At 68.6% G+C, this 26,679-nt stretch carries 29 protein-coding genes and 1 pseudogene; 21 read left to right on the top strand and 9 right to left on the bottom strand.

Going from position 1 to position 26,679, the window contains the following annotated elements:
- Positions 1-316: helix-turn-helix domain-containing protein (locus ON23_RS20275; RefSeq protein WP_157170249.1), on the top strand; the 316-nt coding region annotated here is incomplete at its 5' end.
- Here ON23_RS20275 and ON23_RS20270 read toward each other — a convergent pair.
- A complete protein-coding gene (locus ON23_RS20270) occupies positions 298-690 on the bottom strand; it encodes a VOC family protein (RefSeq protein WP_083904103.1) in 393 nt (130 codons plus the stop codon). The two genes, ON23_RS20275 and ON23_RS20270, sit on opposite strands and share 19 nt — an antisense overlap.
- Positions 691-910: 220 nt before the next feature.
- Here ON23_RS20270 and ON23_RS20265 point away from each other — a divergent pair, with 220 nt between their 5' ends.
- Positions 911-1,918, top strand: coding sequence for an AraC family transcriptional regulator ligand-binding domain-containing protein (locus tag ON23_RS20265; protein ID WP_039780081.1), 1,008 nt, complete (start codon positions 911-913; stop codon positions 1,916-1,918).
- 125 nt (positions 1,919-2,043) lie between these two features.
- On the opposite strand, the gene ON23_RS20260 is transcribed toward ON23_RS20265, so the two are convergent.
- The 3 genes from ON23_RS20260 to ON23_RS20250 all read right to left on the bottom strand — a co-directional run bounded on the left by ON23_RS20260 (position 2,044) and on the right by ON23_RS20250 (position 5,862).
- Positions 2,044-2,235, bottom strand: coding sequence for a hypothetical protein (locus ON23_RS20260; protein ID WP_030515537.1), 192 nt, complete (start codon positions 2,233-2,235; stop codon positions 2,044-2,046).
- A 262-nt stretch (positions 2,236-2,497) separates the two neighbouring features.
- Complete coding sequence (locus tag ON23_RS20255; protein ID WP_039780080.1) at positions 2,498-4,201, bottom strand: AMP-binding protein; 1,704 nt, start codon at positions 4,199-4,201, stop codon at positions 2,498-2,500.
- Positions 4,201-5,862 (bottom strand): AMP-binding protein, encoded by a 1,662-nt coding sequence (locus tag ON23_RS20250; RefSeq protein WP_039780079.1) that lies wholly within the window; start codon positions 5,860-5,862, stop codon positions 4,201-4,203. The genes ON23_RS20255 and ON23_RS20250 overlap by 1 nt, the downstream gene beginning before the upstream one ends.
- A gap of 70 nt (positions 5,863-5,932) precedes the next feature.
- On the opposite strand from ON23_RS20250, the gene ON23_RS20245 reads away from it, so the two are divergent.
- Entirely contained in the window at positions 5,933-6,814 is an 882-nt protein-coding gene (locus ON23_RS20245) for a LuxR C-terminal-related transcriptional regulator (protein ID WP_039780078.1), read from the top strand.
- Between the two features lie 117 nt (positions 6,815-6,931).
- Here the strand turns inward: ON23_RS20245 and ON23_RS20240 are convergent, their stop codons facing one another.
- Entirely contained in the window at positions 6,932-7,471 is a 540-nt protein-coding gene (locus ON23_RS20240) for a YceI family protein (protein ID WP_039780077.1), read from the bottom strand.
- Between the two features lie 102 nt (positions 7,472-7,573).
- Between ON23_RS20240 and ON23_RS20235 the strand changes: the two genes are divergently transcribed.
- The 10 genes from ON23_RS20235 (at position 7,574) to ON23_RS20190 (ending at position 12,820) form a co-directional block, all read left to right on the top strand.
- Positions 7,574-8,395 carry a helix-turn-helix domain-containing protein gene (locus ON23_RS20235; protein ID WP_039780094.1) on the top strand — a complete coding sequence of 274 codons (822 nt, stop codon included), beginning with the start codon at positions 7,574-7,576 and terminating at the stop codon, positions 8,393-8,395.
- A 143-nt stretch (positions 8,396-8,538) separates the two neighbouring features.
- Positions 8,539-9,105 (top strand): RNA polymerase sigma factor, encoded by a 567-nt coding sequence (locus tag ON23_RS20230; protein WP_083904102.1) that lies wholly within the window; start codon positions 8,539-8,541, stop codon positions 9,103-9,105.
- Positions 9,096-9,680: an anti-sigma factor family protein gene (locus ON23_RS20225; protein WP_218001108.1), complete on the top strand. Its 585-nt coding sequence runs from the start codon at positions 9,096-9,098 to the stop codon at positions 9,678-9,680. Before ON23_RS20230 ends, ON23_RS20225 begins: the two co-directional genes overlap by 10 nt.
- Complete coding sequence (locus tag ON23_RS20220) at positions 9,677-10,057, top strand: Asp23/Gls24 family envelope stress response protein (RefSeq protein ID WP_036509844.1); 381 nt, start codon at positions 9,677-9,679, stop codon at positions 10,055-10,057. Before ON23_RS20225 ends, ON23_RS20220 begins: the two co-directional genes overlap by 4 nt.
- Complete coding sequence (locus tag ON23_RS20215; RefSeq protein WP_223273912.1) at positions 10,054-10,377, top strand: hypothetical protein; 324 nt, start codon at positions 10,054-10,056, stop codon at positions 10,375-10,377. The genes ON23_RS20220 and ON23_RS20215 overlap by 4 nt, the downstream gene beginning before the upstream one ends.
- Before the next feature lie 100 nt (positions 10,378-10,477).
- On the top strand, positions 10,478-10,993 hold the full coding sequence (locus ON23_RS20210; protein WP_039780090.1) for an Asp23/Gls24 family envelope stress response protein: 516 nt from the start codon (positions 10,478-10,480) through the stop codon (positions 10,991-10,993).
- A gap of 1 nt (position 10,994) precedes the next feature.
- A complete protein-coding gene (locus ON23_RS20205; protein WP_030515548.1) occupies positions 10,995-11,183 on the top strand; it encodes a hypothetical protein in 189 nt (62 codons plus the stop codon).
- Entirely contained in the window at positions 11,180-11,530 is a 351-nt protein-coding gene (locus tag ON23_RS20200) for a hypothetical protein (RefSeq protein WP_039780076.1), read from the top strand. Before ON23_RS20205 ends, ON23_RS20200 begins: the two co-directional genes overlap by 4 nt.
- Positions 11,527-12,099, top strand: coding sequence for a DUF6286 domain-containing protein (locus tag ON23_RS20195; protein WP_051042936.1), 573 nt, complete (start codon positions 11,527-11,529; stop codon positions 12,097-12,099). Before ON23_RS20200 ends, ON23_RS20195 begins: the two co-directional genes overlap by 4 nt.
- A gap of 139 nt (positions 12,100-12,238) precedes the next feature.
- Positions 12,239-12,820, top strand: coding sequence for a hypothetical protein (locus ON23_RS20190; protein WP_039780075.1), 582 nt, complete (start codon positions 12,239-12,241; stop codon positions 12,818-12,820).
- A 23-nt stretch (positions 12,821-12,843) separates the two neighbouring features.
- On the opposite strand, the gene ON23_RS20185 is transcribed toward ON23_RS20190, so the two are convergent.
- On the bottom strand, positions 12,844-14,142 hold the full coding sequence (locus ON23_RS20185; RefSeq protein ID WP_039780073.1) for a D-arabinono-1,4-lactone oxidase: 1,299 nt from the start codon (positions 14,140-14,142) through the stop codon (positions 12,844-12,846).
- A 150-nt stretch (positions 14,143-14,292) separates the two neighbouring features.
- Complete coding sequence (locus ON23_RS20180) at positions 14,293-14,967, bottom strand: TetR/AcrR family transcriptional regulator (RefSeq protein ID WP_039780072.1); 675 nt, start codon at positions 14,965-14,967, stop codon at positions 14,293-14,295.
- 129 nt (positions 14,968-15,096) lie between these two features.
- Between ON23_RS20180 and ON23_RS20175 the strand changes: the two genes are divergently transcribed.
- From ON23_RS20175 to ON23_RS20150, 6 genes are all read left to right on the top strand, one after another.
- Positions 15,097-16,614 (top strand): MFS transporter, encoded by a 1,518-nt coding sequence (locus ON23_RS20175; protein ID WP_039780071.1) that lies wholly within the window; start codon positions 15,097-15,099, stop codon positions 16,612-16,614.
- Positions 16,615-17,469: 855 nt separating this feature from the next.
- Positions 17,470-17,871: a DUF190 domain-containing protein gene (locus ON23_RS20170; protein ID WP_081879496.1), complete on the top strand. Its 402-nt coding sequence runs from the start codon at positions 17,470-17,472 to the stop codon at positions 17,869-17,871.
- A gap of 47 nt (positions 17,872-17,918) precedes the next feature.
- Entirely contained in the window at positions 17,919-19,574 is a 1,656-nt protein-coding gene (pgm, locus tag ON23_RS20165; RefSeq protein ID WP_039780069.1) for a phosphoglucomutase (alpha-D-glucose-1,6-bisphosphate-dependent), read from the top strand.
- A 14-nt stretch (positions 19,575-19,588) separates the two neighbouring features.
- On the top strand, positions 19,589-20,803 hold the full coding sequence (locus ON23_RS20160; RefSeq protein WP_174376502.1) for an MFS transporter: 1,215 nt from the start codon (positions 19,589-19,591) through the stop codon (positions 20,801-20,803).
- Positions 20,804-20,928: 125 nt separating this feature from the next.
- Positions 20,929-22,101: an alpha/beta hydrolase family protein gene (locus tag ON23_RS20155; RefSeq protein WP_051042945.1), complete on the top strand. Its 1,173-nt coding sequence runs from the start codon at positions 20,929-20,931 to the stop codon at positions 22,099-22,101.
- A 251-nt stretch (positions 22,102-22,352) separates the two neighbouring features.
- Entirely contained in the window at positions 22,353-23,060 is a 708-nt protein-coding gene (locus ON23_RS20150; RefSeq protein WP_039780067.1) for a DUF8020 domain-containing protein, read from the top strand.
- A 103-nt stretch (positions 23,061-23,163) separates the two neighbouring features.
- Here the strand turns inward: ON23_RS20150 and ON23_RS20145 are convergent.
- Positions 23,164-24,188, bottom strand: a pseudogene (locus ON23_RS20145) (NAD(P)H-dependent amine dehydrogenase family protein).
- A gap of 80 nt (positions 24,189-24,268) precedes the next feature.
- A complete protein-coding gene (locus tag ON23_RS20140) occupies positions 24,269-25,096 on the bottom strand; it encodes an SDR family oxidoreductase (protein WP_223273914.1) in 828 nt (275 codons plus the stop codon).
- A gap of 94 nt (positions 25,097-25,190) precedes the next feature.
- Between ON23_RS20140 and ON23_RS20135 the strand changes: the two genes are divergently transcribed.
- Together ON23_RS20135 and ON23_RS20130 are read left to right on the top strand one after the other, a co-directional pair.
- A complete protein-coding gene (locus ON23_RS20135) occupies positions 25,191-25,787 on the top strand; it encodes a TetR/AcrR family transcriptional regulator (RefSeq protein ID WP_039780066.1) in 597 nt (198 codons plus the stop codon).
- A 111-nt stretch (positions 25,788-25,898) separates the two neighbouring features.
- Positions 25,899-26,600 (top strand): DsbA family protein, encoded by a 702-nt coding sequence (locus ON23_RS20130; RefSeq protein WP_051042940.1) that lies wholly within the window; start codon positions 25,899-25,901, stop codon positions 26,598-26,600.
- Positions 26,601-26,679: the final 79 nt, after the last annotated feature.

The following is a 26,679-nucleotide window of genomic DNA, read 5'->3' as shown; positions in this document are numbered from 1 at the left end:
GATCGTGCGCCGGCTGGATGCGGGGGAGACGGTCGCGGCCACCGCCGACGCGCTGGGGCTGGGTGCGCGGCGGCTGCACCGGCTCTCGGTCGCTGCCTTCGGATACGGGCCGAAGATGCTGGCCCGCGTGCTGCGGATGCGCAAAGCTCTGGATCTGACTCGCGCGGGTGTGGGTTTCGCCGAGACCGCGGCGCTGGCCGGATATGCGGATCAGGCCCATATGACCCGCGAGATCCGGGCGCTGACCGGGCGATCTCCGGGCCGTATCCGGGGGGCCGCCGCGCGCCCCGAGAACGGTCAGCCCAGCGGCGCGTAGAGATCGACGCCGTTGCCGTCGGGGTCGTGCACGGTGGCGTAGCGCTGGCCCCAGACGGCGTCGAAGGGCTTCGTCTCCCCGTGGTATCCGGCCGCGACCAGATCGTCGAATACCGCGTCGACCTCGGCCGCCGAACCGCATTCGACGGCCAGTCCGATCCGGCCGGTCGCGGCGTTCCAGCGCCGATCGCCGCCGACGTCCTGGGCGATGTTCTCCTCGGAATCGAGCATCAGCCGGAATCCGCCGGGCAGCGGCGCTTCCACGTGCCCGCCCCCGACGACCTCGCCGAATTCGAGACCGAGCCGCCGGTAGAAGCCGAGTGCGGCCGTCAGATCGGAGACGACCACGCCGATTGCGTTGAGTTGAGGTGCCATGGCGTCACCGTAGGGCGCCGCCGGCGGTGCCGTCTTGAACGAATCGGACGGCGTGGCTGGTTTTGTCACAATTCGGGATCGAAAGCCTGGTGACCAGGATCAATCTATTACCGCAACGTGCTGACCACCACAATCGGAGTGAATTTCGGTCGAAACGCTGGTCGGAGTGATTAGCGTTTCCTCCAACGTGTTCGGGGACGCGAATGAGGGCAGGAGGGATATGGGTACCGACCAGACATTGCTGCATCGTTTCGTGATCTCGCAGATGACCGACGCCGGGATCGATCGTGACCGACTGCTGCGCGAATGCGAACTACCGGAATGGACACTGGCCGGCGAAGGCGTGCATGTGCCCGCGCGGGTCTTTTCCCGGTTGTGGGAGATCGGGGAGAATTGGCTCGACGATCCCGACGTGGCGCTGCATGTGGCCAGCAGATATCAGCTCGCCGCCACCCGGCTCTACGACTATCTGTTCGCCAGTGCGCCGACCGTGGGCGCCGGCCTGGCGACCTGCGGCCCGTACGTCACGGCCGTGACCACCAATCACCGTTTCGATCTGGTGGTCGAGAACGAGGCCGAAACCACGCTGTACCTGGACATGATCGAGGGTGACGGGCGCGGCCGAGAACTGGTGCAACTGTGGGGACTGGTCGCCGTGCTGACGCGTGCCCGTCGCGTCGTCGCGGCACCGCTGGACCCGGTCCGGGTAGCGCTGCGACAGCCGGCGCCGCGTCGCCTGGAGGCGTTCGCCGAGGTATTCGGTTCGGCCGAGGTGGAATTCGGTGCCCCGGTGGATTCGATGACCTTTCGGTCGGCCGATATGGATCTGCCGCTGACCACCGCCGATCCGGTGCTCGCGGATGTGCTGCAACCGCTGGCCGCCGCGCTCCCGCCGCCACCGCCACTGGCCTCCGCCTGGCCGGAGCGGGTCTCGCGGGCCTTGGCCGACGCCTTCGCCGACGGCGAGGTATCGCTCGAGCAGGTGGCGCGGCGGCTCGCCATCAGTCCGCGCACCCTGCAGCGGCGGCTGTCCGAGGCGGGAACCACGTGGCGGCGCGAATTGGATCGAGCCCGCTTGGCCCGGGCCCAGGCCGCGGGACCGCTGAGCCGGGAGCGGCAGGCGGTGTTGCTCGGCTATGCGGACGCCGGCTCGATGCGGCGTGCGGCGCGGCGCTGGTCGATGGTGGCGCACACGCGCACTGCGGGATCGGCCGACTGTCAGGCCTAGTTCACCGGACGGCCCCTGATCGCGGGGCTGCGTGGCCGCGGAGCGCTTCGCTCGATCACCGGCCTCGGCGTGCGGGTGTAGCCACCGTCGCCGAGATGGGTGATCGAGCGGCACCGCGGGCTGCGCTATGCCCGCAGATTGCTCGCCGCGATACTCCAGAACGTATGCCGGTCCAGTGCCTGGAAATCCCAGCTCTCGGCGATGGCGTGGGAGGTGGCGACGATGGCCGGTACATCGAAGTCTTCGCGGGTAGCCGTGCCCTTGGCCTCCAGTTCGGCGATCACGTACTGGGTGGCGGTTTCGAAGGTGTACAACACGGTGCTCTCCCATCGGTCGTAGCTACACATCCGGAACGCGCTGCGCGTACTTCGTCAGTCTTGTCACGCTGTCACAATCGGGCCAGCGCCGAACGCGCCACATCCGGGCAAATGTGCCATTTTCACATTTCGACGGCCGTGAGGAATCTGCGTGAGAATTCTGTACCCGCAGGCGGTTTCGACCAAACTATTCACCGAAAGTGTAGCGCCGCCGGCAAGTCTCCGGCGGCGAGCAACACATCGGCAAAGCTGTCACGAACCGCTAAACGGTCGGTTGGGCAAGCACATCCTCGTAGCGGAATTCCTGCGCGATGCCGGTGCCGGCGGCATGGGCGGCCTCCTCGCGCTGCCGCAGCTCGACGCGGCGGATCTTGCCCGAGATCGTCTTGGGCAATTCGGTGAATTCGATCCGCCGCACCCGCAGATACGGTGCGAGGTGATCGCGCGCGTATTCCAGGATGGCCCGTGCGGTTTCGCGGTCGGGTTCCCAGCCGGCGGCCAGCGTGACATACGCCTTGGGGACGGCCAGGCGGGTGTCGTCGGGTTGCGGTACCACCGCGGCCTCCACCACCGCCGGATGTTCGATCAGCACACTTTCGAGTTCGAACGGCGAAACCTTGTAATCGGAGGATTTGAACACGTCGTCGGTCCGGCCGATGTAGGTGATGTAGCCGTCGTCGTCGCGTGCCGCCACATCGCCGGTGTGGTAATAGCCGCCCGCCATCACCGCCGCGTTCCGTTCCGGATCCTGGAGATAGCCGTTCATCAGATTGACCGGATGGGCGCTGAGATCCAGGCAGATTTCGCCCTCCTCGGCGGGCAGGCCGGTGACCGGATCGACCAGCACCACCGGCACCCCCGGCATGGGGCGGCCCATCGAGCCGGCCTTGACCGGTTGTCCGGGGGTATTGGCGATCTGCAGGGTGGTCTCGGTCTGCCCGAATCCGTCCCGGATGGTCAGACCCCAGGCGTTTTCCACCTGGGCGATCACATCGGGATTGAGTGGTTCGCCGGCGCCGAGGATTTCGCGCAGTCCGGACGGACGCTCGCCGAGGTCGGCCTGAATCAGCATGCGCCACACCGTCGGCGGCGCACAGAAGGTGTTGACCTCCGCTCGGCGCAGCTGCCCGAGCAGCGCCTCGGCGTCGAACCGGCCGTAGTTGTAGACGAAGATCGTCGCTTCGGCGATCCAGGGTGCGAAGAAACAGCTCCAGGCGTGCTTCGCCCAGCCCGGCGCGCTGATCGCGAGATGCACGTCGCCGGGACGGACGCCGATCCAGTACATGGTGCTCAGATGTCCGACCGGATAGCTGGTCTGGTTGTGCTGCACCATCTTCGGCTTACTCGTCGTGCCGGAGGTGAAATAGACCAGCAGTTCGTCGCCCACCTGCGTCACGGCGGGGAAGGGACCCGCGGACTCGACCGCGGCAGCCTCCGCGTAGTCGTGCCAGCCCTCGACCGGACCGCCGACCGCGATGCGCCGGTAGTCGCCGGGGACCTCGTCGAATTTCGCGGTGTCGCGAGCGTTGGTGAGGACGAAACGCACCTCGCCCCGGGTGATCCGGTCGATCAGATCGGCCGGCCCGAGTGCGCCCGTGGTGGGCATGACCACCGCGCCGAGCTTGGCGACGGCGAGCATCGACTCCCACAGTTCGACCTGGTTGCCCAGCATCAGGATGACCCGATCACCCTGGCGCACACCGAGTTCGGCGAGCCAGGTCGCCACCCGATCCGAGCGCCGCGCCATCTCGTCGAAACTCACCCGCAGTTCGCTGCCGTCCTCCTCGACGATCCACAGCGCGGTGCGGTCGTTGCCGCGCGCGATCACGTCGAACCAGTCCACGGCCCAATTGAACGTGCCGGTCAGCCGAGGCCATTCGAACGTCCGAACCGCGGTGTCGTAGTCGGTCGCCAGCTCGACCAGCCGGTCGCGCGCCTGGCGATACACCTCGGTGTTGGACGTCATCACTGCACTCCTGTCTGTTGCTGATCCTGCTCCGGCCCGCCGAACAGGCGGACCGAGGTCGAGCGGATATCGACCTTGCGCACCTTGCCGGTGACCGTCATCGGGAATTCGTCGACGACGTGGACGTAGCGCGGAATCTTGTAATAGGCCAGGCGGCCGCCGCAGAACTGCGCCAGCGTCTGCGCGTCCAATGCGGCCGCGCCCTCGCGCATCCGGATCCAGGCCACCAATTCCTCACCGTATTTCGGATCCGGGATCCCGACGACCTGGGCGTCGAGGATGTCGGGGTGGGTGTAGAGGAATTCCTCGATCTCGCGCGGATAGATGTTCTCGCCGCCGCGGATCACCATGTCCTTGATCCGGCCGGTGATCGCGACGTACCCGTCGTCGTCCATGGTGGCCAGATCGCCGGTGTGCATCCAGCGGGCGGCGTCGATCGCCTCGGCGGTCTTGTCCGGATCGTTCCAATAGCCGAGCATCACCGAATAGCCGCGCGTGCACAGCTCACCCGGTTCACCGCGCGGGACGGTCAGCCCGGTGTCGGGATCGACGATCTTGATCTCGAGATGCGGGCCCACCCGGCCGACCGTGGCGGTGCGCTGGGTGATGGTGTCGTCGCGACGGGTCTGAGTCGACACCGGGGAGGTTTCGGTCATGCCGTAGCAGATGGACACCTCGGCCATGCCCATTCGCTCGATCACCTGCTTCATCACCTCGACCGGGCACGGGGAGCCGGCCATGATGCCGGTGCGCAGCGAACTCAGGTCGAAGGATTCGAAGTCCGGATCGGCCAGTTCGGCGATGAACATCGTCGGCACCCCGTACAGCGAGGTGCAACCTTCCTCGGCGACCGCGGCGAGGGTGGCCCGCGGTTCGAAGGACGCCGCCGGAATCACCATGGCCGCACCGTGACTCGTCGCCGCCAGATTGCCCATCACCATGCCGAAGCAGTGGTAGAACGGCACCGGAATACAGATCCGGTCGGCCTCGGTGTAGCCGCACAGTTCCCCGACGAAATAGCCGTTGTTGAGGATGTTGTGATGCGACAGCGTCGCACCCTTGGGAAAACCCGTTGTGCCCGAGGTGTATTGGATATTGATCGGATCATCGGCGGCGAGCCGGGCTCCGGCCTCGGCCAGGCGCGCGGGATCGGCCGCGCGACCGGCGGCGACCAGCGCCTCCCATTCGGCGCTGTCGAACAGGACCACCCGCTCCAGCTCCGGGCATTCGGGCCGCACCCGGCCGATGATCTCCGCGTAGTTCGAGCTCTTGTGCGCCCGCGCCGAGATCAGCATCCGGATCCCGGCCTGGGTGATCACATAGCGCACTTCCTCGCTGCGGTAGGCCGGATTGATGTTGACCAGGATCGCGCCGATCTTCGCGGTGGCGAACTGCACCAGCGTCCACTCGGCGCGATTGGGCGACCAGATGCCGACCCGATCACCCTTGCCGATCCCGGACGCCAGCAGCCCGAGAGCCACCGCGTCGACCTCGGCGGCGAATTCGCGGTAGGTCCAGCGCACTCCGGTCACCCGGTCGACGAGTGCGTCTCGATCACCGTGGACGGCCACCGTGCGATCGAGATTCGCCCCGATCGTCTCGCCCAGCAGCGGCACATCCCATACCCCGTGCGTATAACTGACCGGCCGGACCCGGCCCATACTCGCGTTCACGGATATAGGATTCACGTCACACTTTGCTCTCCACCACCCCCGGAAAGGGGTAACGCCGATGGCCGCCGCCGATCTGCTCCGCCCGCGCGACGCCGATGCGTTGCGGGCCGAGTTGCGGCAGGTCTCGGCCCTGTCCGGCATGCCGGTGGTGTTCGGGGGAGAGGTCTGCGACGGGGCGCTGATCCTGAGCGAGTTCTTCGGCACGCGGACCGCCGCGATGCGCGGACTGGTGGTCTCGCCGACCTCGGGGGTGGGTGGCGCGGCCGTCGCGAGCCGGCGTCCGACCTCGGTCGCGGACTATCGGGCGGCCGCGACCATCACCCATCACTACGACGCGCCCGTCTCGATGGAGGGGCTGCGCGCGGTGGTCGGGGTACCGGTCGTGGTGGACGGGAGTTCCCGGGCCGTGCTCTACGTCGCGAGTCGCGAACCGGGACCTATCGGCGATCGGATCGCCGAGCTGGTGCTGCGGTCGAGCCGGCGGCTGGCGGTGGAGCTGGCGGTGCGCGACGAGGTGGACCGGCGGCTGCGCCTGCAGGCGGCGGCGCGTGGGAACTCGGAGATCACCACCGCTCCCGCGCCGGATACCGTTGTCGCGGAACAACTTCGGGATCTGCACGCCGAGGTGCGCGGGATCGCGCAGACGCTCACCGACGCCGAGGCCCGCAAGCGGCTGCGTGCGGTATCGGACACCCTGGTGCGCCTGATGGGCGGGTCCGATGACCCCGTGGCGGCGGACGCCGCGCCCGGGCTGTCCCCGCGCGAGCTGGACGTGTTGTCGTATGTCGCCCTCGGTTGTACGAACAGCGAAGCGGCGCAGCGGCTTTCGCTGCGCCCGGAAACGGTGAAGAGTTATCTGCGCAGTGCCATGACGAAACTCGGCGCCCACACCCGGCACGAGGCGGTGGTGCGGGCGCGCCGCTGCGGTCTGCTGCCGTGATACCGCCGGCCGCCGATCGCCCCGGATACGCGACTGCCGGCCCGGAGAACCGGACCGGCAGGTGCTGTGTTCCGCCCGGCGGCGCGGCCGTAGCGGTGTGACCGTGATCGGTGTGGACTAGGCCTGCGGCTCGACGAGCTGGATGTCGAGCTCGATGGCGACCTTGTCGCTGAGCATGGCGGTGGGCAGGCCGGGGGCGACGTCGAATTCGCTGCGCTTGATGGCGCCGGTGGCGGTGAAGCCGGCGTGGCGGCTGCCGTCCGCGAACGGCTGTACGCCGCCCCACTCGACGTCGAGGGTGACGGGCTTGGTCACGCCGCCCAGGGTCACCTCACCGGTGACCTCGAACTCCTCGGCCACCCGCACCGGCTCGACGGCCTTGAAGTGCAGGGTGGGGCGCTCGGTGACGTTGAGCAGCTCCGCGCTGCGAACGTGCTCGTCGCGCTGGGAGTTGCCGGTGTCGAACGAGTCGAGGTAGATGGTGGCCTCGATGGTGGCCGCACCCGAGGCGTCCACGACGAAGCTGGTCTCGAAGTTGTTGAAGCGGCCGCGGACCTTGGAGATGCCCAGGTGGCGGACGGTGAAGTTCACCGAGGAGTGGGCGGGGTCCAGGGTCCAGGAACCGGTAGCGAGAGTGGTCTGCTCGGAAGTGGTCATGTCCACCAGATTTGCGGACCGTGGTCCGGTTAGCCACACCGCGGTTATCCTGGGACTGCCAGGGCGTGGATAAGGGGGCCCGGACAGATACAGGATGGTGTGGTGGCACGATCGGAATTCGGTGAGTTTCTCATCGCGCGGCGGGCTCAGCTGCAACCCGAGGATGTCGGGTTGCCGGTCGGCCGCCGGCGACGCACCCCCGGACTGCGGCGCGAAGAGGTCGCGGCGCTGGCCGGGGTGAGTGTCGATTATCTCGCCCGCCTCGAACAAGGCCGCGATACCAACCCGTCGATGGCGGTGCTCGGTGCACTGGCCGAGGCGCTGCGGCTCAACGAGGTCGAACGCCACCATTTCGGCAATCTCGCGGTCGGAATGGAACACGCGCGCGAATGCCCGTCCTCGGGTCAGGCGCGGGAACAGGTCACCGATACCGTGCAGGCCGTCCTCGACGCGATGCATCCCACCCCGGCCTTCGTCGTCGGCCGCTGGCTCGACATCCTCGCCTGGAATCCGGCGTGGCGCGATTTCGCCGAACCGCTGGGACTGCTCGACGAGGCCGCCGAACACAATCTGGCCACCTACTTCTTCGCGCATCCGCAGGCGCCGCAGCGGTGGCGGGACTGGCCGGTCGCCGCGGAGATGATGGTGTCGACGCTGCGTTCGGCGCGCACCCACTGGCCCGACGATCCCGGGCTCGACGCGCTGATCCAGGGATTGCACCGATTTCCGGAATTCTCCTGCCGCTGGCGGGAACACCGGGTCACCGAATTCCGGTCCGGGGCGCTGCACATCGACCATCCGCAACGCGGCGAGGTCGAGGTCGAGATCCAAACCCTCAGTCCGGCAATCGATCAGAGCGTGCAGGTGTGGCTGGTCGACCGGCGCGCCGCGCGCACTCCCGCCTTACGGCTGGTCAACGAATAACCTCCGCGCCCGAGTCCGCTCAGCTGTCGATCCGGACACGGAATCCGCGGTCCGCGACTCGTGAGACGCCGATCACGCATAATCCAACGTGAGGATTCCTGCCGGCCGGTGTCTATCGATTCGAGCAGCGGAGGAGGTGCTGTGTGACCGAGGCGGCAACGGCACCCGAGGCAGCGCTGGACGACGCCACCCTGACCGGGCGCGCACGTGACGGCGATGTCCGGGCCTACGAGCAACTGGTGCTGCGATATCAGGGAGCGATGTTCCGGTTGGCGGCGCGGATGCTGGCCGACCGGTCCGAGGCGGAGGACGTCATCCAGGAGGTGTTCCTCACCGCGTGGCGCCGCTTGGCTCAATTGCAGGACGACAGCGCCTTCTCGGGGTGGTTGTACCGGATGACCACCAATCGGTGCCTCAACGTCATCCGGTCCCGGCCGGACCGCGCCGACGTGGATCTCGACACCACGGAATCGCCGCAACGTGCGACCCAGCCCGAACACGCGGCACAGGTGCACGACCAGATGGCCGCGCTCACCGCGGCGTTGCAGCGGCTGACCCCCGAACAGCGTGCCTGCTGGCTGCTGCGGGAGGTGCACGGCCGCTCCTACGAGGAGATCGCCGAGATCGTCGGCACCAACACCACCGCGGTTCGGGGGCGGATCGCCCGAGCCCGGGCGCAATTGGCGGAGGTGATGAAGCCGTGGCGCTGAAGGAGATGACCGACAGCGACTACACGCTGCCCTGCGGGCGCAGCGTCGAACAGGTGTGGGACCGGCTCGACGCCGTGGAGGCGGGGCTGGCCGACGAACACGAATCGGAGTGCCCGCACTGCGAGGCCGCGCGCGAGAGTCTGCTCATGCTGCGCGCCGCCACCCGCGAACTCGTCGACGAGCCGGATCCCCCGCCGCCCGCGATGTTCGACCGGATCATGTCGGCCGTACGGGCCGAGGTCCGGCGCGGACGCATGGTGAGCCTCACCACGCCCCATCCGGGCTCGATCGAGGTGAGCGAGCAGGCCATCGCGGCGGTGCTGCGTTATGCGGCCGACACCGTGCCGGGTGTGCGCGCCCGCAGCTGCCGCATCGACGACCACGGGTCCGATCCCGACGGCCGCCACGCGATCACGGTGGCGCTGTCGATCTCGCTCCGGCACGGCGACACCACGGTCGAACGCGTCGTTCCGCAGGTGCGCGAACGAGTGCGGGCGGCGGCCACGGCCCGCGCCGGTCTGGCGCTGGAGCGGCTCGACATCACCGTGGTCGACGTCTACCAGGAGGAGCCGTGAGCGCGGGATTCGCGGAGAAAGCGGAATATATCGCTTCGGATGCGGTAATCGCTGCAGTAGCGGCTCGGGCCGCGGCCTCGGTTCCCGGGGTGGCGCGGCTGGAGCCCGGTGTGCTCGGTTTGCTCGGCCACCTGGCCCGGACGGGACGGCAGTGGTGGAGCAGCCAGGACATCGCACCCGGTGCGGGCGTGCGCGTCCGCCACAGCGGTGGCTGGCTGAAGGTGCAGGTCGACCTGTCGGTGCGGGGCGGATGCCAGGTCGGCGAGGTCGGGCAGGCGGTACAGCAGGAGGTGGTCCGGATGGTCGCGCAACAGACCGGGATGCTCGTCGACGCCGTGTCGGTGGCGATTCTCGACATCGCACCGGGAGCGTCGTGACGGCGGCCGTGAGCGAGGACGAGCTGGCCGGTGACATCGTCGCCGCGATCGAATCGGTGCCGGGATTGCGTCCGGCCGTGCCGGCGGGCGTCGACCTCGCCGACTGGGTGCCGCGGCTGGGCCCGCGCTCGGCGGTGGACGTGAGCGCCGAGGTCGTCGAGATCCGGGTGATCGCCTCGGCGCTGCCGCTGCCGCCACTGCTGGACAAGCTCGCCGCGGCCGTGGGTGAACTGCAGGCCGCCACCCGGTGGGCCGGTGCGCGCCTGCGCATCGTGGTCACCGATCTGGACGCGGAAGCGTTCGACACCGCGGTTACCTAGATCATCGATCTCGCCCCGTGACATTTCGCCGTCCGGGGGGTCGTAACTAGTGAAGGTTCGTTATCCGCTGTACCGCAAGGGAACTGAACTGGAGGTAATCATGACCAGCACGACAGCCGGTAAGGGCGCGGAGAACGCCAAGGCCGAAGCGGGTAAGGACACCGGGGGCGGCGCGGGCCAGGGCGGAGCCGCGGCCAAAGCGCCCGCCCGGACCAGCAGCGCGCTGGTCAGTGATCAGGGCACCACCGCCATCGCCGACGCCGTCGTCCAGAAGATCGCCGGGCTGGCGACCCGCGAGGTGCGCGGCGTGCACAACCTCGGCGGTGGCGCGGCGCGCGCGTTCGGCGCCTTCCGCGATCGTATCCCCGGTGCTTCGGCCAGTGTGGGACAAGGGGTTTCGGTCGAGGTCGGCGAGACGCAGGCGGCGGTGGACCTGGAGATCGTCGTCGAATACGGCGTGTCCATCGCCGAATTGGCTCGCGCGGTGCGCCGCAACGTCATCACCGCGATCGAGCAGATGACCGGACTCGAGGTGGTCGAGGTGAACATCAACGTCAACGACGTCTTCATCGAAGAGGACGAGGATCAGCCGCCGGCTCGCGAACGGGTGCAGTGATATGAACGCCACCACGATCTGCCTGATCTTCGGTCTCTCCCTCGGTTTCGCCGCCGCGTTCGGCGGTTTCGGGGCCTTCGCGGTGGTGCTGATCTTCGGTGCGCTGGGACTGGTGATCGGCCGCTGGCTCGACGGCCATGTCGACCTGTCCGGCCTGATCCGTTCGGCGCAGGATCGGGGCCGGAAATGAGCGCCGCCGCGGAGACGGCGCCGGCGTCGCTGCTCTCCGCGGCCGAGTTCCGGGGGCGCACCACGGTGTCCGAGCGTGCGGTGCGGCGCTTGGCGGCCCGCGCGGCGCGCGAGGTCGACGGTGTCGCCGCCGGGCCCGAGGTGTCCGCCCGCGTCACGGCGGATACCGCCGTGCTGCGGGTACGCCTTCCGGTCCGCTATCCGACGCCGGTCGCGGTGGTCACCGAGGCGTGCCGCGAGCATCTGATGCGGCGCACCCACGAACTGTCCGGGCTGGTGGTTCCGCGCGTCGACATCGAGGTCTCCGAGCTGGTCAACACGATCGAACCCGCCGGGGGGTTGCGATGAACCGCAGGCCCCGGCGCATCACCCCGGCCGTACTGGTCGCGGTGGCGCTGCTGGTGATCGCCGTCCTCGTGGCGGTGTCGCTGATCCAGAACCTGGGCAATGCGAAGGAGTTGGTGTCCTACCACAGCATCGCGGTGCATCTGCACGACACGACTTGGCACAGCTACTGGGTGCTCGGTGTCGGCATCGCGCTGGCGGTGCTCGGTGCGGTGCTGTTGCTCGCGGCGCTGCTGCCCGGGCGGCGCGTGGTGGAAGCGCTGGTCGCCGAGGAAGGGATGGACGCGGGTATCACCCGGCGCAGTCTCGACGGCGCCCTGCACGATGCCGCGGGCTCGGTCGCCGGTCTCGAAGCGGCGCGAGTTCGACGCGGCCGCAAGAACATTCGGGTCAGCGGCCGTGCCGCCCACCCCGACCACGCCGATCTGGAGCAGACGGTCAACGCCGCCGTCGCCGATCGCCTGGCCCGCATCGCCCCGAAATCCGCCCCGCCCGTCAGCACCCGCCTGCGCGCGGCGCAGCAGCCGGAGCGGGTGGACAAGCGAGTGCACGTTCGCAAGGAGGTGTTGTGAGCGGACAATTGCGCAGCGGCTCGCGACACCGACCGGGTGCGGGTGTCCCGCAGGTCACAGGAGGTGTCGTGAGCGACAATCGCGCAGCGGCTCGCGACACCGACCGGGTGCGGGTGTCCCGCAGGTCACAGGAGGTGTTGTGAGTTCGAGTTCGGCCAATCGTCCTGCACGGCTCAACCGGGCGTTGCTCGCGCTCATCGGGCTGGCGCTGATTCTCGCGGGCGCCTACGCCATTCTCGCGTACGCCGGCGTGCTGCACTGGGTCGATCGGGATGCGCCGCTGGTGCCCGGCACCGCCGAGCCGTCGCAGTGGGTGTTCGTGGCGGTGGTGGCGGGCGCGGTGGTCGTGGGGCTGGCGGCGCTGCGCTGGCTGGCCGCCCAATTCGCGCGGCTGCCGGCGCGGATGCGCTGGCATATCGGGACGGTCGGTAATTCCGGTGAGACGCTGATGGATTCGAATGTCGCGGCCGCCCCGGTGGCGACCGATATCGAGTCCTATCCGGAGGTGCGGTCGGTGCAGGCCAGGCTGTCGGGTCCGGGTCGCGCACCGGAACTGCACCTGGTGGTCACGGCGGAGCCCGACGCCGATCTGACCGCGCTGCGCCGGCGCATTCTCTCCGACGCGGTGGGCCGGCTGCGGCAGGCGCTGGAGGTCGATGCCGTGCCGGTGTCGCTGGAATTGCGGCTCGCCGATCGCGGGCGCACCGCGCGGGCGAAGTAGCGGGCGCACCCGAAACAGCCCGTTCAGTCGAGGGGCCCGAGAACCCGTTCGACGTAGGCGTTGGCGAAGCGCCCCTTCGGATCCAGCCGCCGCCGCACATCCTGGAAGCGATCCCACTCCGGATAGCGCCCGCGCAGTGTTTCCGCGGTCTGGAAGTGGCGCTTACCCCAGTGCGGGCGGCCGTGGTAGCGATCGAAAATCGCTTCGCAGGCACGGAAATACGGTTCGTATTCCATCCCGCGGTATTGGTGCACGGCGATGTAGCAGGTGTCGCGACCCCCGGCGGGGGACAGGAACGCGTCGTCGGGCGCCACGAACCGTACCTCGGTCGGCATCGGCGAATCAAAGTGCTGCCCAACGGCTTTGATCTCGCGAATGGCGTCGACGGCGTATTCGCGCGGGATGGCGTATTCCATCTCGGTGAAGCGAATCAGCCTGGGGGAGGCGAAGACTCGGTAGGAGCGGTCGATCTGGCGGCGGTAGCTGCCGGCATAGGCCGCGCCCCGGTGGATCCACGGGATCAGGCTCGGCTGCCGGCGGGCGAGGCGGCACAGCGCGTCGAAGGTGTGGTTGGACATCAGGATGTCGGCGAACCAGTCCACGGCCTTGGCCCGGGGCTGTTCGGCGAGCTGGACGCGGTTGTTGCGCTTGGTCATCGCCAGTGGGCTGTGCGCGAACATGTAGAACTCGAAATGTTCGTTGCCGTCGACGAATTCGTCGAGATCGGTCAGCACCTCCTCGACCGGAACGGGCCGCTCGACTCCCTCGAGGACGAACGACGGCACCAGCTGCAGCGTCACCGCGGTCACCACGCCGAGCGCGCCGAGGTTCACCCGGGCCGCGCGCCAGCCGTCGGGGTCGCTGCGTTCGTCGAGTTCGACCACGCTCCCGTCGGCGAGCATCAGTTCCACCGAATGCAGTGCGGCGGAGATGTTCTGCAGTGCCGCGCCGGTGCCGTGGGTGGCGGTCGCGGTCGCCCCGGCGATCGACTGCACGTCGATGTCGCCGAGGTTGGGGAAGGCCAGGCCGAGCGGGTGCAGGGCGGTACTCAGCTCGTTCAGCGTCGCACCCGCCTCCACCCGCGCCAGGCCGGTGGCGCGGTCGACCTGCAGAATCCTGTTCAGCTGCGAAAGCTGCAGCAGGGTGCCGTCGGTGAGCACGGTGTCGGTGAACGAATGCCCGGCTCCGGCCACGCGCACGGTATGGCCCTCGGTCTCGGCCCGGGCCAGAAGTTCGGCGACGTCGTCACGTGTGCGCGGAGCGGCGTAGGTCGCCGGCGCGCACCGTTGATCGCCGGCCCAGTTCACCCACGAATTGGTCATGCGTCCAACTTTAGAACATGGCCGAACTGTGCGCCAGCCCTCGTTCGAGCGCGAACGTGTCCGATCACACGTCCGAGATCGAGGCGCGGTACTTACGGTGTGGGGTGATCGCTCGGTAACGTTGGCGGGTGCACGGTGGCCGACGGGGAATTACCTTCTGCGGCAGGCGAATACGGCTTCCTTCGCTTGGTCGACGTCCTCGTCGTCCAGCGGTGGGACCGTCAGCGGTTGCCGCGGAATGCAGTCGCCGCGCACGCCGTCCAGGACGATGCCCATGTAGCGCCGCCAGACATCGGGATTCACCGGCTTGGCGAAACTTGCGATCGCCTCCACCATGTTGATCATCGCGAAGAAGTCCGACGCGGCGATGCCGGGCCGCAGCACGCCCTCGGCGACGGCCTTGTCGAACAGGCGGGTGACCATCGGCTTGATCCGCTCGCGGACCGAGACGAAGCGCTCCATGGCGTCGGGCAGTTCGAGCATCACCTCGCCGAAGCCCCGGTTGCTGGCCATATGTTCGCAGCACCACTCGAACAGCACGGTCAGTCCGTGCCAGGTGTCGGGATCGGCGTAGGCGGCCTCGGTGGCGTCGGCCATATCGGTGACGGTCTGGTCGAAGACCTCGCCGATGAGTTCCTGCTTGTTCGCGAAGCGCCGGTAGACCGTGCCCACGCCCACGCCGGCCGCCTCCGCCACGTCGTCGAGGGTCACCTCCAGGCCGCGATCGGCGAACAGCTCTCTGGCCGCTCTGAGGATCCGCGCGTGGTTGCGGGCGGCATCGGCGCGCAGGCGCCGGGGAGCGGGAGCGGCCGTGGCGTGATTCACACCGCGATATTACCAAGTTCGGGGATTAACCGGAGGCGCTCTCTCCGTTATCGTGATAGCTTTCCATGCAAGCGGAGGTGACTCCTCCACTTCAACTTCCACCTCAACCGCCGTCGGACAAGGAACCCCATGACTTCCGCGATCGATCTCGAAAAGAGCCGGTCGGACCTGCCGTCGAGGCATTCGTCCGGCTCCGCGGGCCGCCGTGGCTCGCATGCAATGCGCTGGTGGGTGCTCGCCGTGCTCGGCGTCGCCCAGCTGATGGTCGTGCTGGACGCGACCGTGGTGAATATCGCACTTCCCGAGGCTCAATTGGATCTCGGCTTCTCCAACGCCGACCGCCAGTGGGTGGTCACCGGTTACGCCCTGGCCTTCGGCAGCCTCCTGCTGCTGGGCGGCCGGCTGAGCGACCTGTTCGGCAGGCGCACGACCTTCATCATCGGACTGGTCGGCTTCGCGGTCGCCTCCGCGGTCGGTGGCGCGGCCAACGGCTTCGAAATGCTCGTGGTGGCTCGCGTCGCCCAGGGTGTGTTCGGCGCGCTCCTCGCGCCCGCCGCGTTGTCGCTGCTGACGGTGACCTTCACCGAACCGTCGGAGCGTGCCAAGGCCTTCGGCATCTTCGGTGCCGTCGCCGGTACCGGTGGTGCGCTCGGCCTGCTGCTGGGCGGCGCGCTCACCGAATGGGCCTCGTGGCGCTGGGTGATGTACGTCAACCTGATCTTCGCCGCGGTCGCGCTGGTCGGCGCCGTGCTGCTGCTGGCCAAGCACACCGCCGAGCACCGGCCCAAGCTCGACATCCCGGGCACGGTCACGGTCAGTGCCGCCCTGTTCGGCATCGTCTACGGCTTCTCGCACGCGGAATCGCACGGCTGGTCCAACGGGCTCACCCTGGCCTTCCTGATCGGCGGCGCGGTGCTGCTGGGCGTGTTCGCGTGGCTCCAGACCCGGGTCGAGCATCCGCTGCTGCCGCTGCGGATCCTGCTCGACCGCACCCGGGCCGGTTCCTACATGACGGTTTTCGTCATGGGTATCGGGATGTTCGCGATCTTCCTGTTCCTGACCTACTACATGCAGCTGACGCTGAAGTACTCGCCGATCATGACCGGCGTCGCGTTCCTGCCGATGATCGCGGCGATGATCGCCTCCTCGACCACGGTGCCCTCGCTGCTGCTGCCCAAGATCGGACCGAAGATCACCGTCGCCGCGGGCTTCCTGATCGCGGCCGCCGGAATGGCGTGGCTGACCCGCATCGGACTGGACACCGGCTACGCCTCGCACATCCTCCCGGCGCTGATCCTGCTGGGCCTGGGTCTCGGTGGCGCCATGTCGACCGCCTTCCAGGGCTCGACCGCCGGTGTGCACCACGAGGACGCCGGTGTGGCCTCGGCGATGGTGAACACCAGCCAGCAGGTCGGTGGTTCGATCGGTACCGCGTTGCTGAGCACCATCGCGTCCTCGGCGGCGGCGAACTACCTGTCCGGCCGCCAGCCCACCCAGCTCGCGGTCGCCGAATCGCTGATCAAGAGCTACACCACCAGCTTCTGGTGGGCGACAGCGATTTTCGTGGTCGGCGCGATCGCCGCGGCGGTGCTGATGCCCAGCACCGCACCGGCTCCGGCCGAGGGCGAGCCGGTGCTGGCGCACTGAGCACGGCCGCGGTCGCGGGGTGAATCGCCCTGCGTGACAATCGGATAGGGTGCCCCGGACTCGACGAGTCCGGGGCACCGTCGTCTATCGGTCCGGGTCGCCTCGGGGAAGCCCGTCAATGGGTCCGCCGCAGTCCCGGTTGCGTACGGCACGGGCCCCTCGATCGAATCCACGACGGGTCCTCTCGTCACCGGAGTCACCGGCCGGCCGCGACGACACGAGAGACGCGCCCGAGCGTCGTTCGGTGGCTACTTCGTGGACGGTGCCGCGATGCGCCGGCGCCCATCGGGCAGCAACCGGTGCGAATTCGGTTGCTACTCTCCGTGCCGCCGGAGAGCAAACCGACGGCTAGCGGCACGGTGGCGCTGGTGAAGCGGTGGGGGACGGGTGCCGCCGCGGCGTGGGCGGCACGGCGGATCGGGGGTGGGAGCCGAACGGGGCAGGCCGAATCCGTCGCCCGGACATCGCCCGGTCGGGGCCGCGCAGCCGGTGTGGCGGGCCCGCACGACCCGGATGCCGGGCCGCGGCTCGATCGCTGACAGTTAGCATGGCTGCACACATTCGGTCGGGCAGGGAGGTGCACCAGGTGGGTTCGCGAACCGGCGCCGCGGTGGCGGTCACGCCGGAGGGGCCGAACGTGGCCCGGGCGAGTTTTTGCTCGTCGCAAGCGAATCCGTTAGTCTGGACAGCTCTCTGTGGCATATGCGACCGCTGCTCCGCCCGATCGGACGACGCTCTAGACTGCACGGATCGGGTGTGGTGGGTCCGCCGCCCGGATCGGTGGGCGGACGGTGGTGACAGCGCGTGGCGCGGCAGAACGGACAACTGGTACGGCACGACGACAGGGGGTTGGCGATGAGTGAAGCACCGGACGAGTCCGCGATGCAGATCGTCACCGAAGCCGATGCGTGGCAGCCGGATCCACGCTGGCGGTCCGCTGCCCGCTTGACGGTGCTGCTGGGTGAGGACGACCACTACAAGCATCGGCCCCGCTACCACGAGATCGTGCGGCGGGCTCGCGACAGCGGCCTGGCCGGGGCCAGCGTCTGGCGCGGTATGGAGGGCTACGGCGTCTCCTCGCGCATCCACACCACCCGCATGCTGGATCTCGCCGAGAACCTGCCCGTGATGGTGATGATCATCGACGATTCGCAGCTGCTGCGCGATTTCGTGGTGGCCAACGCCGAACTCTTCGAATCCGGGACCGTGACCCTGTCCGCGGTCCAGGTGTGGCAGTCGGGCGGGGTGTCGCCGTGATTGTGATGACGAGCCGGGCGCAGGCGCCGAGGAAGGGAGGCCCGAGCATGGCCCACGATCGAGCCGGCCGACCGGCCCGGGCCAGCGATCTCGAGGATCTGCCGCATCTGGTGACGGCGTACTACAGCCGCATCCCCGACCCTGCCGAACCCGCGCAGCAGGTGGTCTTCGGCACGTCCGGACATCGCGGTTCGAGCCTCGATTGCGCGTTCAACGAGGCCCACATCCTCGCGATCACCCAGGCGATCGTGGAGTATCGCGCTACCCGCGGCATCACCGGCCCGGTGTATCTGGCTCGCGACACCCACGCGCTCTCGGAACCGGCGTGGACCACCGCGCTGGAGGTGCTGGCCGCCAACGATGTGACCGCCGTGATCGACAGCCGCGGGCGCTACACGCCGACCCCGGCGCTCAGTCACGCGGTGCTGCGCCACAATCGGGGCGGCACCCGCCATCAGGCCGACGGCATCGTGGTCACGCCCTCGCACAATCCGCCCCGCGACGGCGGCTTCAAATACAACCCGCCGCACGGCGGGCCGGCCGACACCGTCGCGACCGACGCCATCGCCGAACGCGCCAACGAACTGCTGCGCGGCGGGCTGGCCGGGATCAAACGCACCACGCTGCAGCACGCGCTGGCCACCGGTGTGCAGCGCTACGACTACCTCGACCAGTACATCGCCGATCTGCCCGCCGTGTTGAATCTGGACGCGGTGCGCGGCGCCGGAATCCGGCTGGGCGCGGACCCGATGGGCGGGGCGAGCGTCGACTACTGGGAGGAGATCGGCCAGCGCTACGACCTCGAACTCGAGGTGGTCAACCCGTTCGTCGACCCGACCTGGCGGTTCATGACCCTCGACAGCGACGGCAAGATCCGGATGGATCCGTCCTCGCGCTATGCGATGGCCTCGCTCGTGGCGATCCGCGACGACTACGACATCTCCACCGGCAACGACGCCGACGCCGACCGGCACGGCATCGTGACACCGGATGCGGGATTGATGAACCCCAACCACTTCCTGGCGGTCGCCATCGAATATCTGGTCGCCAACCGGATGGGGTGGGACGCGCTGACCAAGATCGGCAAGACCGCGGTGACCTCCTCGATGATCGATCGCGTGGTCGGCGTGCTGGGCCGGCAGACCCACGAGGTGCCGGTCGGCTTCAAATGGTTCGTCCCCGGATTGTTCAGCGGTTCCCTGGCTTTCGGTGGTGAGGAGAGCGCCGGGGCCTCGTTCCTGCGCCACGACGGCACGGTGTGGACCACGGACAAGGACGGCATCCTGCTCGCGCTGCTGGCCGCCGAGATCACCGCGGTCACCGGCCAGAGTCCGTCGGCGCGCTACGCCGAACTCGAAAAGCGTTACGGCACACCGGCTTACGCGCGCATCGACGCCGTCGCGAATGCCGAGCAGAAGCGGCGGCTGGCCGCGCTGACACCGGACGACATCACCGCCACCGAAATCGCCGGGGAATCGGTGCTGTCGGTGCAGACCCGCGCCCGCGGCAACGGCGCGGCGCTGGGCGGGGTCAAGGTCACCACCGAGAACGCGTGGTTCGCGGCCCGCCCGTCGGGCACCGAGGACAAATACAAGATCTACGCCGAATCGTTCGAGGGGCCCGAACATCTGGCCCGGGTGCAGGCGGCCGCGGAGGAAGTGGTCGGACGCGCGCTCGGGATCGAGGAGCCCGCGGTCGACTGATTCGCGGAAATGTGGTGAACGACAGTCACGGTGCCGGATCCCGGCTGCCCGCCGAGACCTGGGTGCTGATCGGCGCGGCATTCCTCATCGCGCTCGGATTCGGGCTGGTCGCACCGGCGTTGCCGCAGTTCGCCCGCAGCTTCGGCGTCGGTGTCGCGGCCGCCTCGGCGATCGTGAGCAGTTTCGCGCTGATGCGCCTGCTGTTCGCGCCGGTGAGCGGGCGGCTGATACAGCGGTTCGGGGAGCGCGTGCTGTATCTCACGGGTCTGCTGATCGTGGCCCTGTCCACCGGCGCGTGTGCGCTCGCGCAGACCTATTGGCAGCTGATCGTGCTGCGTTCGCTGGGCGGGATCGGGTCGACCATGTTCACGGTCTCCTCGCTGGGACTGGTCATCCGGCTGTCGCCGCCCGGCGAGCGGGGCCGGGTGTCCGGATTGTGGTCCACCAGTTTCCTGATCGGCTCGCTGGCCGGTCCGCTGCTCGGCGGTGCGCTGAGCGGGCTGGGGTTGCGCGCGCCGTTCGCGATCTACGCGGTGGCTCTGCTGGCCGCGAGTGCGGTGGTGTTCTGGAAGTTGCGCGGTTCGCATCTGGCCGAACCGGTGGGCGCCGAGCCGATGCCGGTGGTGAGTTTCGGTCGCGCCCTGGACGATCCGGTGTACCGGGCCGTGCTGTGGTCCAACTTCGCCAACGGCGCGGCGGTGTTCGGTGTGCGGATGGCGCTGGTTCCGCTGCTGGTCGTGGAGGTTTTCGGCGAATCGCCGGGAGTCGCCGGGGTGGCGTTGACGGTCTTCGCCGCGGGGAACGCCGCGGTGTTGTTCGCCTCCGGCCGGCTGTCGGATCAATGGGGACGCCGACCATTCCTGATCGCCGGCACCCTGGTGTGCGCGACGGGCACGATCGCGCTGGGTCTCGCGCCGACTGTGGTGTGGCTGCTGGGAGCCTCGTTCGTCGCCGGTCTCGGCTCCGGGATGTACACACCCGCACAGCAGGCCGCGGTCGCCGATGTGATCGGCCCGCGGGCGCGCGGTGGGCCGGTGCTGGCCGGATATCAGATGGCCGCCGATCTGGGCACCGTCGTGGGCCCGATCGCCATCGGGTGGCTCGCACAGCGGGTGTCGTTCGGATTCGCACTCGCGGTGACCGGTGCGCTGCTGGTGGTGGCCGCGGCCGGATGGACGGTGGTGCGCGAGCCGCTGCAGCGGCATCTGGTCACCGCGTTCGCCGACTGATTTCCGCGACGGCCGCCGCGCGGTCCTACCTGGCGGGAGCGTCGGCCTTCGATCGCCGAGACCGCCCTACCCTGTGGCCGACCTACTGGATCCACAGATCGGAGATCACTGTGCCGGCTCGTCGAATACGGAAATCGGCTCGGATCGGCGTCGGTGTCCTGGCAGTGGGCTTGTCGGCCGCCGCCTGCTCCGGCGCCTCGGATCCCGATTCCGCCACCCTGCGCGCGGGGCAGGTGCTGACCGCGCGGCCGCTGACCGGTGCCGCGGCCCTGTCCGGTGCCGCGAGCACGCGCCTGATCACCTATGTCTCCGACGATGCGCACGGCCGGCCGATCGTGGTGTCGGGCACCGTCGCGGTGCCTGCGGGAGCACCGCCGAAGGACGGCTGGCCGGTACTCAGCTGGGCCCACGGCACCACCGGTTACGCCGACACCTGCGCCCCCTCCGCCGACACCGCGGACGGTCCGGATCACGACTACCTGGGACCGGTGAACCGGATCCTGGACAGCTGGGTTGCCAAGGGCTATGCCGTGGTTCAGACCGATTACGAAGGACTCGGCACGCCCGGCGGGCATCCGTACATCAACGGCACGAGCGAGGCCGATACGGTCGTCGACATCGTGCGCGCGGCCCGGGCGCTGGATCCCTCGATCGGGAAACGCTGGGTCGTCGCCGGGCACAGCCAGGGCGGGCAGGCGACATTGTTCACCGCGCAGGCCGGGGCCGCGCGGGCGCCCGAGCTGGAGCTGAAGGGAGCGGTGTCCATCGCGCCCGGCGGGGTGGGGCTGAGCGGGACCGTCGACTACCTGCGATCGAATCGCCCCGGCGCCGAGGCGGCCGAGGCTTTCCTGCCGGTGATTCTGCTGGGCGCGCACGCCGCCGAACCCGCCATCGATCCGGACGCCTTGGTGACGCCGCAGGCCGCGCCGCTGCTCACGGCCGGGCGGACCGGATGCCTCGCCCAGATCCGCGCGGTGCCACCGGTGCCGCCGGCGCAGGTCTTCGCGCCGAACGCGGACGTCGGACCGCTGACCCGCTATCTGGACGAGCAGGACCCCAGCCGGGTGACACCGACCGTGCCGACGATGATCGCCCAGGGCACGGCCGATGCCGCCGTCGCGAAACCGGGTACCGACGCCCTGGTGAAAACGTTGTGCGACAGGGGAGTTCGTATCGACTACCGGGTCTACGACGGCCAGGATCATCGCGGCAGTGTGCCCGCGTCGCTGGCCGATGCTCAGGAGTTCGCGGCGCGGGTGATGGCGGGTGAGTCGACCGCCACTTCCTGCGGTCACTGAATCACTCTGCGACACAAAGAGTCTCGCCGCCGGTCGGTGCCGGCGGCGATTCGTCGTGCCCTGATCGAGTGGGTGCCGACAGCCGGTGAATCGGCGCGGATTCCCGGTGCACCGCCGGTGTCCCGCTGACCGAGAGTCGGCTCCCCGCACGCGCCGCGCTGTGACATGTTCCACAGGCATGTTGTTTGCGTATCACCGTCGGCCATATCCGCAATTGCACAGTGCCACGGTGATTTTCGAGAGGAGAACCGATGAGGGTTCAACGCTGGGTAGCCGCCACCACGCTCGCCATCGCGACCGTCACCGCCTCGTCCGCCTACGCCGCGGCCGACCCTGCTCTGCCCGATACCGCGGCGACGGCACCGAACAGTGCTGTCACGGACGTCGCCGTGCACTACCGGGCCGTGAATACCGGTGCCGCAGCGGTGATCACCACCGATTCGGGCTCGATGGACGTCTCGGACGGGATCTTCCGGATCAGATCCGCCGCCGGTGCGGTGCTGGCCGGAATCCCGCTGACGATCCGCGTCGACGGCGTCGCCTACCCGATCGAGGCATCGATTGGTGACCACACCGCCACCCTCACCCCGGTCGCGCTGCCGTTCGAGGACGAGGCGCCGTGGCGTACCCGCTACGAGCGGGAGCAGGCGGCGTTTTCCCGTGCCGCACTACAGATTACGACCGCCGCCGCCGGTGGTGCCGCGGTCGGCACCGCGATCGGCGGCATCGCCGGATGTGTCGGCGGAGCACTGGTCGGCGCCGTCGTCACCGGCATTCTCGCGGCGCTGTTCGGTGCGGGGCCCCTGGCGGGCTGTCTGGCCGGGATCGCCGTGGGGGCGGGGGTCGGCGCCTTCGCGGGCGCCTTGCTGGTCGCGGCTCCGGTGGCCGTCGCCTCGGTGATCCAGTACTTCACCACCGTCAACGAGCCGTTCGTCCCGAAGGGGCAGCCGGCGAAGTAAGTATGGTACGGGCTCCGAGTTCGCGGTGACGGCCTGCTCGGCCTGCGGCGCGAACTCGGAGCCGCTCCCCGAAAGACGCTGTGGGAACGCGACTTCCGGTATTTCAGCGAATGGTGCCGACGCCGGGTACGAGGGGCAGGTCCAGCGGCGTCACCCACCCGGGTGGCAGGGCGTTGACCGCGGGGACGGCATTCAGGGCCCGCATCCCGGTGGCGAGACATCCGGCCACAGCGGGCGTGCGCCCCGAACCGTCGGTGAACCGGAAGGAGGTTTCCTGCGAGATGGACGGTGAGCCGACGATGTCGACCCGGTACACATCGTCCTTCGTGCCGGCGGGCCAGTCGGGTGCCGCGTCGGTGCCGATGCGGTTGACGTGCTCGAGCGTGATGACCTCGCGGCCGTGGTAGACCCCGTTGATCGTGAACCGGATGGCGGCGACGTTGCCGGCCGCGACGACCCCCTTCGCGGACGGGCGATCCACGGGAGTCACCCACTTCTCCCACGTGGTGGTGATGGTGTCGAGTTCGATGCCCACGGCCGTCGCGATCATCGGCACGGTGGCCCCCACGCCATGATCAGCAGATCGGGAATCTCCAGCATGGCCTGATATTCCGGCGGCCGCCCGATGCCCATCTCGACTTCGTAATCGCCCTCGTAGGAAGTGTAGTCGAGTAGCTCCGAGGCGCGCACCGACTCCACCTCCCCGCACAGACCCAGCAGTGTCATCGGGAACAGGTCGTTGGCGAAGCCCGGATCGATACCGGTGGTGAAGCAGGACGCGCCGCCCTCGGCGCAGGCCTCGGTGATCGGATCGCGCCAGGTGGCGGGTGTCTGCGCCATCTCCGGCCACACCCACGGTGTCATCGCGGTGGAGCACACGTCGATTCCCGCCCGCAGGAACTCCCCGATGACCCGGATGTTCTCGTCGGCGAACTGTGCGGTCGGCCCGTAGTGCACCACGGCGTCGGGGCGCAGCGCGATCAGTTCCTCCACCGAATTCGTGGCGTGGATACCGGTTTCGCCGCCGCCACACAGCAGTCCGGCGTCGCGCCCGACCTTGTCCGGGTTGCTGACACCGACGCCCACCAATTCGAACAGTGGATGACGGATGATCTCGGCGAGCACCATGGAGCCCACCACCCCGGTACCCCAGAGGACGATTCGCTTCTTTCCGTCGGTCACCGGAACTCCTTGCAGCCGTGAGTGTTTCAGTTGTGGTATTCGCCGCAGTCGACGGTGAGAATCTGTCCCGTGACAGCGGAGGCGAGGTCGCTGGCGAGGAACAGGGCGGCGCGGGCCACCTCCTCCGGAGCGGCGAGGCGTTTGAGGTCGGTCGGTTCGGCCTTGCGCCGGTAGATCTCCTCGTGGGTGACGCCGTCCTGGGCGGCGAGCCAGTCGAAGTAGGCCTTGTTCACGTCCTCGTAGATGTAGGAGGGTGCGACGCTGTTGACCCGGATACCGCGCGGGCCCAATTCCGTGGCCAGCGACGAGGCGAGATGGGCGAGTGTGCCTTTCGACAGTTTGTACCCGGCGTAGACCGGCTCGGAATCGAAACTCACACAGGAATTGAGCATGATGATCGAGCCGCGCGTGGCGGCCAGCGCGTCGGCGAACAGTGTCGAAAGCCGTAGCGGTGCGAAGACATTCGTCTCGTTCGCGGTGCGCAGCGCGTCCAGCTCGATACCGGTGATCGGTTCCATCGGCGGGATGGCGAAGGCGTTGTTGATCAGGCAGTCGACCCGGCCGAATTCGGCGAGCGCCCGCTCGACCAGCGCATTGCGCTGCTCTTCGTCGGTGATGTCGGTGGGCACCACCAGCGCCTTGCGGCCATGAGACCGCACCACCTCGGCCATCTTCTCCAGCCGGCGTTCGGTGCGACTGACCAGCACCAGATCCGCGCCCATCCGCGCGGCCTCGGCGCCCAGTGCGCGGCCGAGACCCGGGCCCACACCCGACAGTACGACGACCTTGCCCTCGAGCAGGGGGAGCGGCCGATAGGTATCCGTGGTGGCGATCGGCTGGTCGGTAGTGGACACGACGTCTCCTCGAATTCAGCAGTTACAGAATGTAACGACTCAGATGTGACAGACTGTAACGACTGATGCTCGCGCTGACAAGGACGGTTGTGTCGTGAACGCTCGCCATCGGCTCGGGCCGCATCGCGATCCGGAGGTGGATCGAGCGATCCTCGAGGCCGCCCGTGAGTTGCTGGTGGAACGGGGCTATGCCGCCGTCTCGATCGATGCGATCGCCACCCGCGCCGGGGTGAGCCGGCCCGCGATCTATCGGCGCTGGCCGTCGAAGGCGCACCTGATCGCGCGAGCGGTCTTTCCGGATGTGGGCGGCGAAGAGGTGGCGAGCGATCTGGTCGAGGAGATCCGCACGGTGATCCGGGGCACGATCCAGCTGTTCGGAGCCCGGCCCGCGCGCGAGGCGATGCCCGGGCTGATGACCGAGATGCGCGCGGATTCCGGTCTCTATCAGAAACTTTCGGCACGGCTGGATACGCCGACCCGGCGCGAACTCGCGCGATATCTGGATTCCGGAGCCGTCCGCGGCGGGGTCGATTCGGACACCGTTCTGGATATGATCGCCGGCGCCGCGCTGTTCGCCATGTGTATCCGGGATATCGACGATACGGAGGGGTTCGCTCGCTCGCTCGAGGAATTGGTCCTCTACGGTCTGGTCGGTGTGCCCGCGAGCGAGGCGGAGGAACCGCCGGCGTAGGCCCGCGATATCCGGTTGCCGGGAAATCGGACGGCCGGATTCCGGCGAGGGACCGGTTTTGGCAGAGTGGACGCCGTGAATTCCTCGGATTCGAAATACACACCGCGACCGATGTCGAACCGCACCACGTATGCACTGGGCGCGGTGGCGCTGGTCGTCGTCGCGGTGATCGTGGTGCTCGTCGTGCGCTGGAACAGCGACCATGGTCTGACGGTGCAGGAGGACGGCTACGGCGCCGCGCACGATCCCGCCGTGCAGGCACTACTGGATTCCGACGGTGCGATCGTGCTCGGTAAGACCGCAGCGGCGAAGACTATCGATATGTTCGAGGATCCGATGTGCCCGTCCTGCGGGGCGCTCGAGCATTACTACGGACAGCAGATCGCCAAAGCGATCGACCAGGGCAAGCTCGCGGTGCGCTATCGGTTCGTGAACTTCCTGGATCCCAAGTCCAGCAGTAAGGACTATTCGACCCGCGCGGTGGCCGCGAGCGAATGTGTGGCCGATGCCGGTGACGGCCCGGTGTTCTCGAAGTTCCACATGGCGCTGTTCACCACGAAGCAGCCCAGTGAGGACGGCGGCAATCTGACCAACGAGCAATTGGCCGCGATCGCCAAGGATTCCGGCGCCTCGGCGGAGGTGCAATCCTGCATCGCCAAGGGCGACCGGGTGGATTCCGCGCGCAACCATGCCCAGTCGTCGCTGGCGGCGTTGAAGGACGCGGTCGGCCAGGTGCAGACCCCCACCGTGCTCGACGGCGGCAAGAACGTCGACGTGGAGAATTCGGATTGGGTCACCAAACTGGTGAGCTGATCACCTCCGCGCGGCCCTGTCGCAGGTGTCGAGGTCCCGGCCCGGGCGGTATCCCCAACCGCCCGGGCCGGAGTCGTGG

The organism is Nocardia cerradoensis NBRC 101014 (genome assembly GCF_000308535.1).
In the GTDB taxonomy this organism is placed as follows: domain Bacteria; phylum Actinomycetota; class Actinomycetes; order Mycobacteriales; family Mycobacteriaceae; genus Nocardia; species Nocardia cerradoensis.
Note: the sequence above shows the minus strand (reverse complement) of the source record. Positions and strands in the feature narration are given on the sequence as shown.

What these genes read in the sequence shown, in the direction of transcription:
- pgm (WP_039780069.1), top strand. Translation starts at nt 17,919, where the DNA reads ATGGCCCACGATCGAGCCGGCCGACCGGCCCGGGCCAGCGATCTCGAG.
- ON23_RS20200 (WP_039780076.1), top strand. Translation starts at nt 11,180, where the DNA reads ATGAGCGCCGCCGCGGAGACGGCGCCGGCGTCGCTGCTCTCCGCGGCC.
- ON23_RS20175 (WP_039780071.1), top strand. Translation starts at nt 15,097, where the DNA reads ATGACTTCCGCGATCGATCTCGAAAAGAGCCGGTCGGACCTGCCGTCG.
- ON23_RS20270 (WP_083904103.1), bottom strand. Translation starts at nt 690, where the DNA reads ATGGCACCTCAACTCAACGCAATCGGCGTGGTCGTCTCCGATCTGACG.
- ON23_RS20205 (WP_030515548.1), top strand. Translation starts at nt 10,995, where the DNA reads ATGAACGCCACCACGATCTGCCTGATCTTCGGTCTCTCCCTCGGTTTC.
- ON23_RS20255 (WP_039780080.1), bottom strand. Translation starts at nt 4,201, where the DNA reads ATGACGTCCAACACCGAGGTGTATCGCCAGGCGCGCGACCGGCTGGTC.
- ON23_RS20250 (WP_039780079.1), bottom strand. Translation starts at nt 5,862, where the DNA reads ATGGGCCGGGTCCGGCCGGTCAGTTATACGCACGGGGTATGGGATGTG.
- ON23_RS20170 (WP_081879496.1), top strand. Translation starts at nt 17,470, where the DNA reads ATGAGTGAAGCACCGGACGAGTCCGCGATGCAGATCGTCACCGAAGCC.
- ON23_RS20245 (WP_039780078.1), top strand. Translation starts at nt 5,933, where the DNA reads ATGGCCGCCGCCGATCTGCTCCGCCCGCGCGACGCCGATGCGTTGCGG.
- ON23_RS20130 (WP_051042940.1), top strand. Translation starts at nt 25,899, where the DNA reads ATGTCGAACCGCACCACGTATGCACTGGGCGCGGTGGCGCTGGTCGTC.
- ON23_RS20265 (WP_039780081.1), top strand. Translation starts at nt 911, where the DNA reads ATGGGTACCGACCAGACATTGCTGCATCGTTTCGTGATCTCGCAGATG.
- ON23_RS20195 (WP_051042936.1), top strand. Translation starts at nt 11,527, where the DNA reads ATGAACCGCAGGCCCCGGCGCATCACCCCGGCCGTACTGGTCGCGGTG.
- ON23_RS20240 (WP_039780077.1), bottom strand. Translation starts at nt 7,471, where the DNA reads ATGACCACTTCCGAGCAGACCACTCTCGCTACCGGTTCCTGGACCCTG.
- ON23_RS20185 (WP_039780073.1), bottom strand. Translation starts at nt 14,142, where the DNA reads ATGACCAATTCGTGGGTGAACTGGGCCGGCGATCAACGGTGCGCGCCG.
- ON23_RS20150 (WP_039780067.1), top strand. Translation starts at nt 22,353, where the DNA reads ATGAGGGTTCAACGCTGGGTAGCCGCCACCACGCTCGCCATCGCGACC.
- ON23_RS20210 (WP_039780090.1), top strand. Translation starts at nt 10,478, where the DNA reads ATGACCAGCACGACAGCCGGTAAGGGCGCGGAGAACGCCAAGGCCGAA.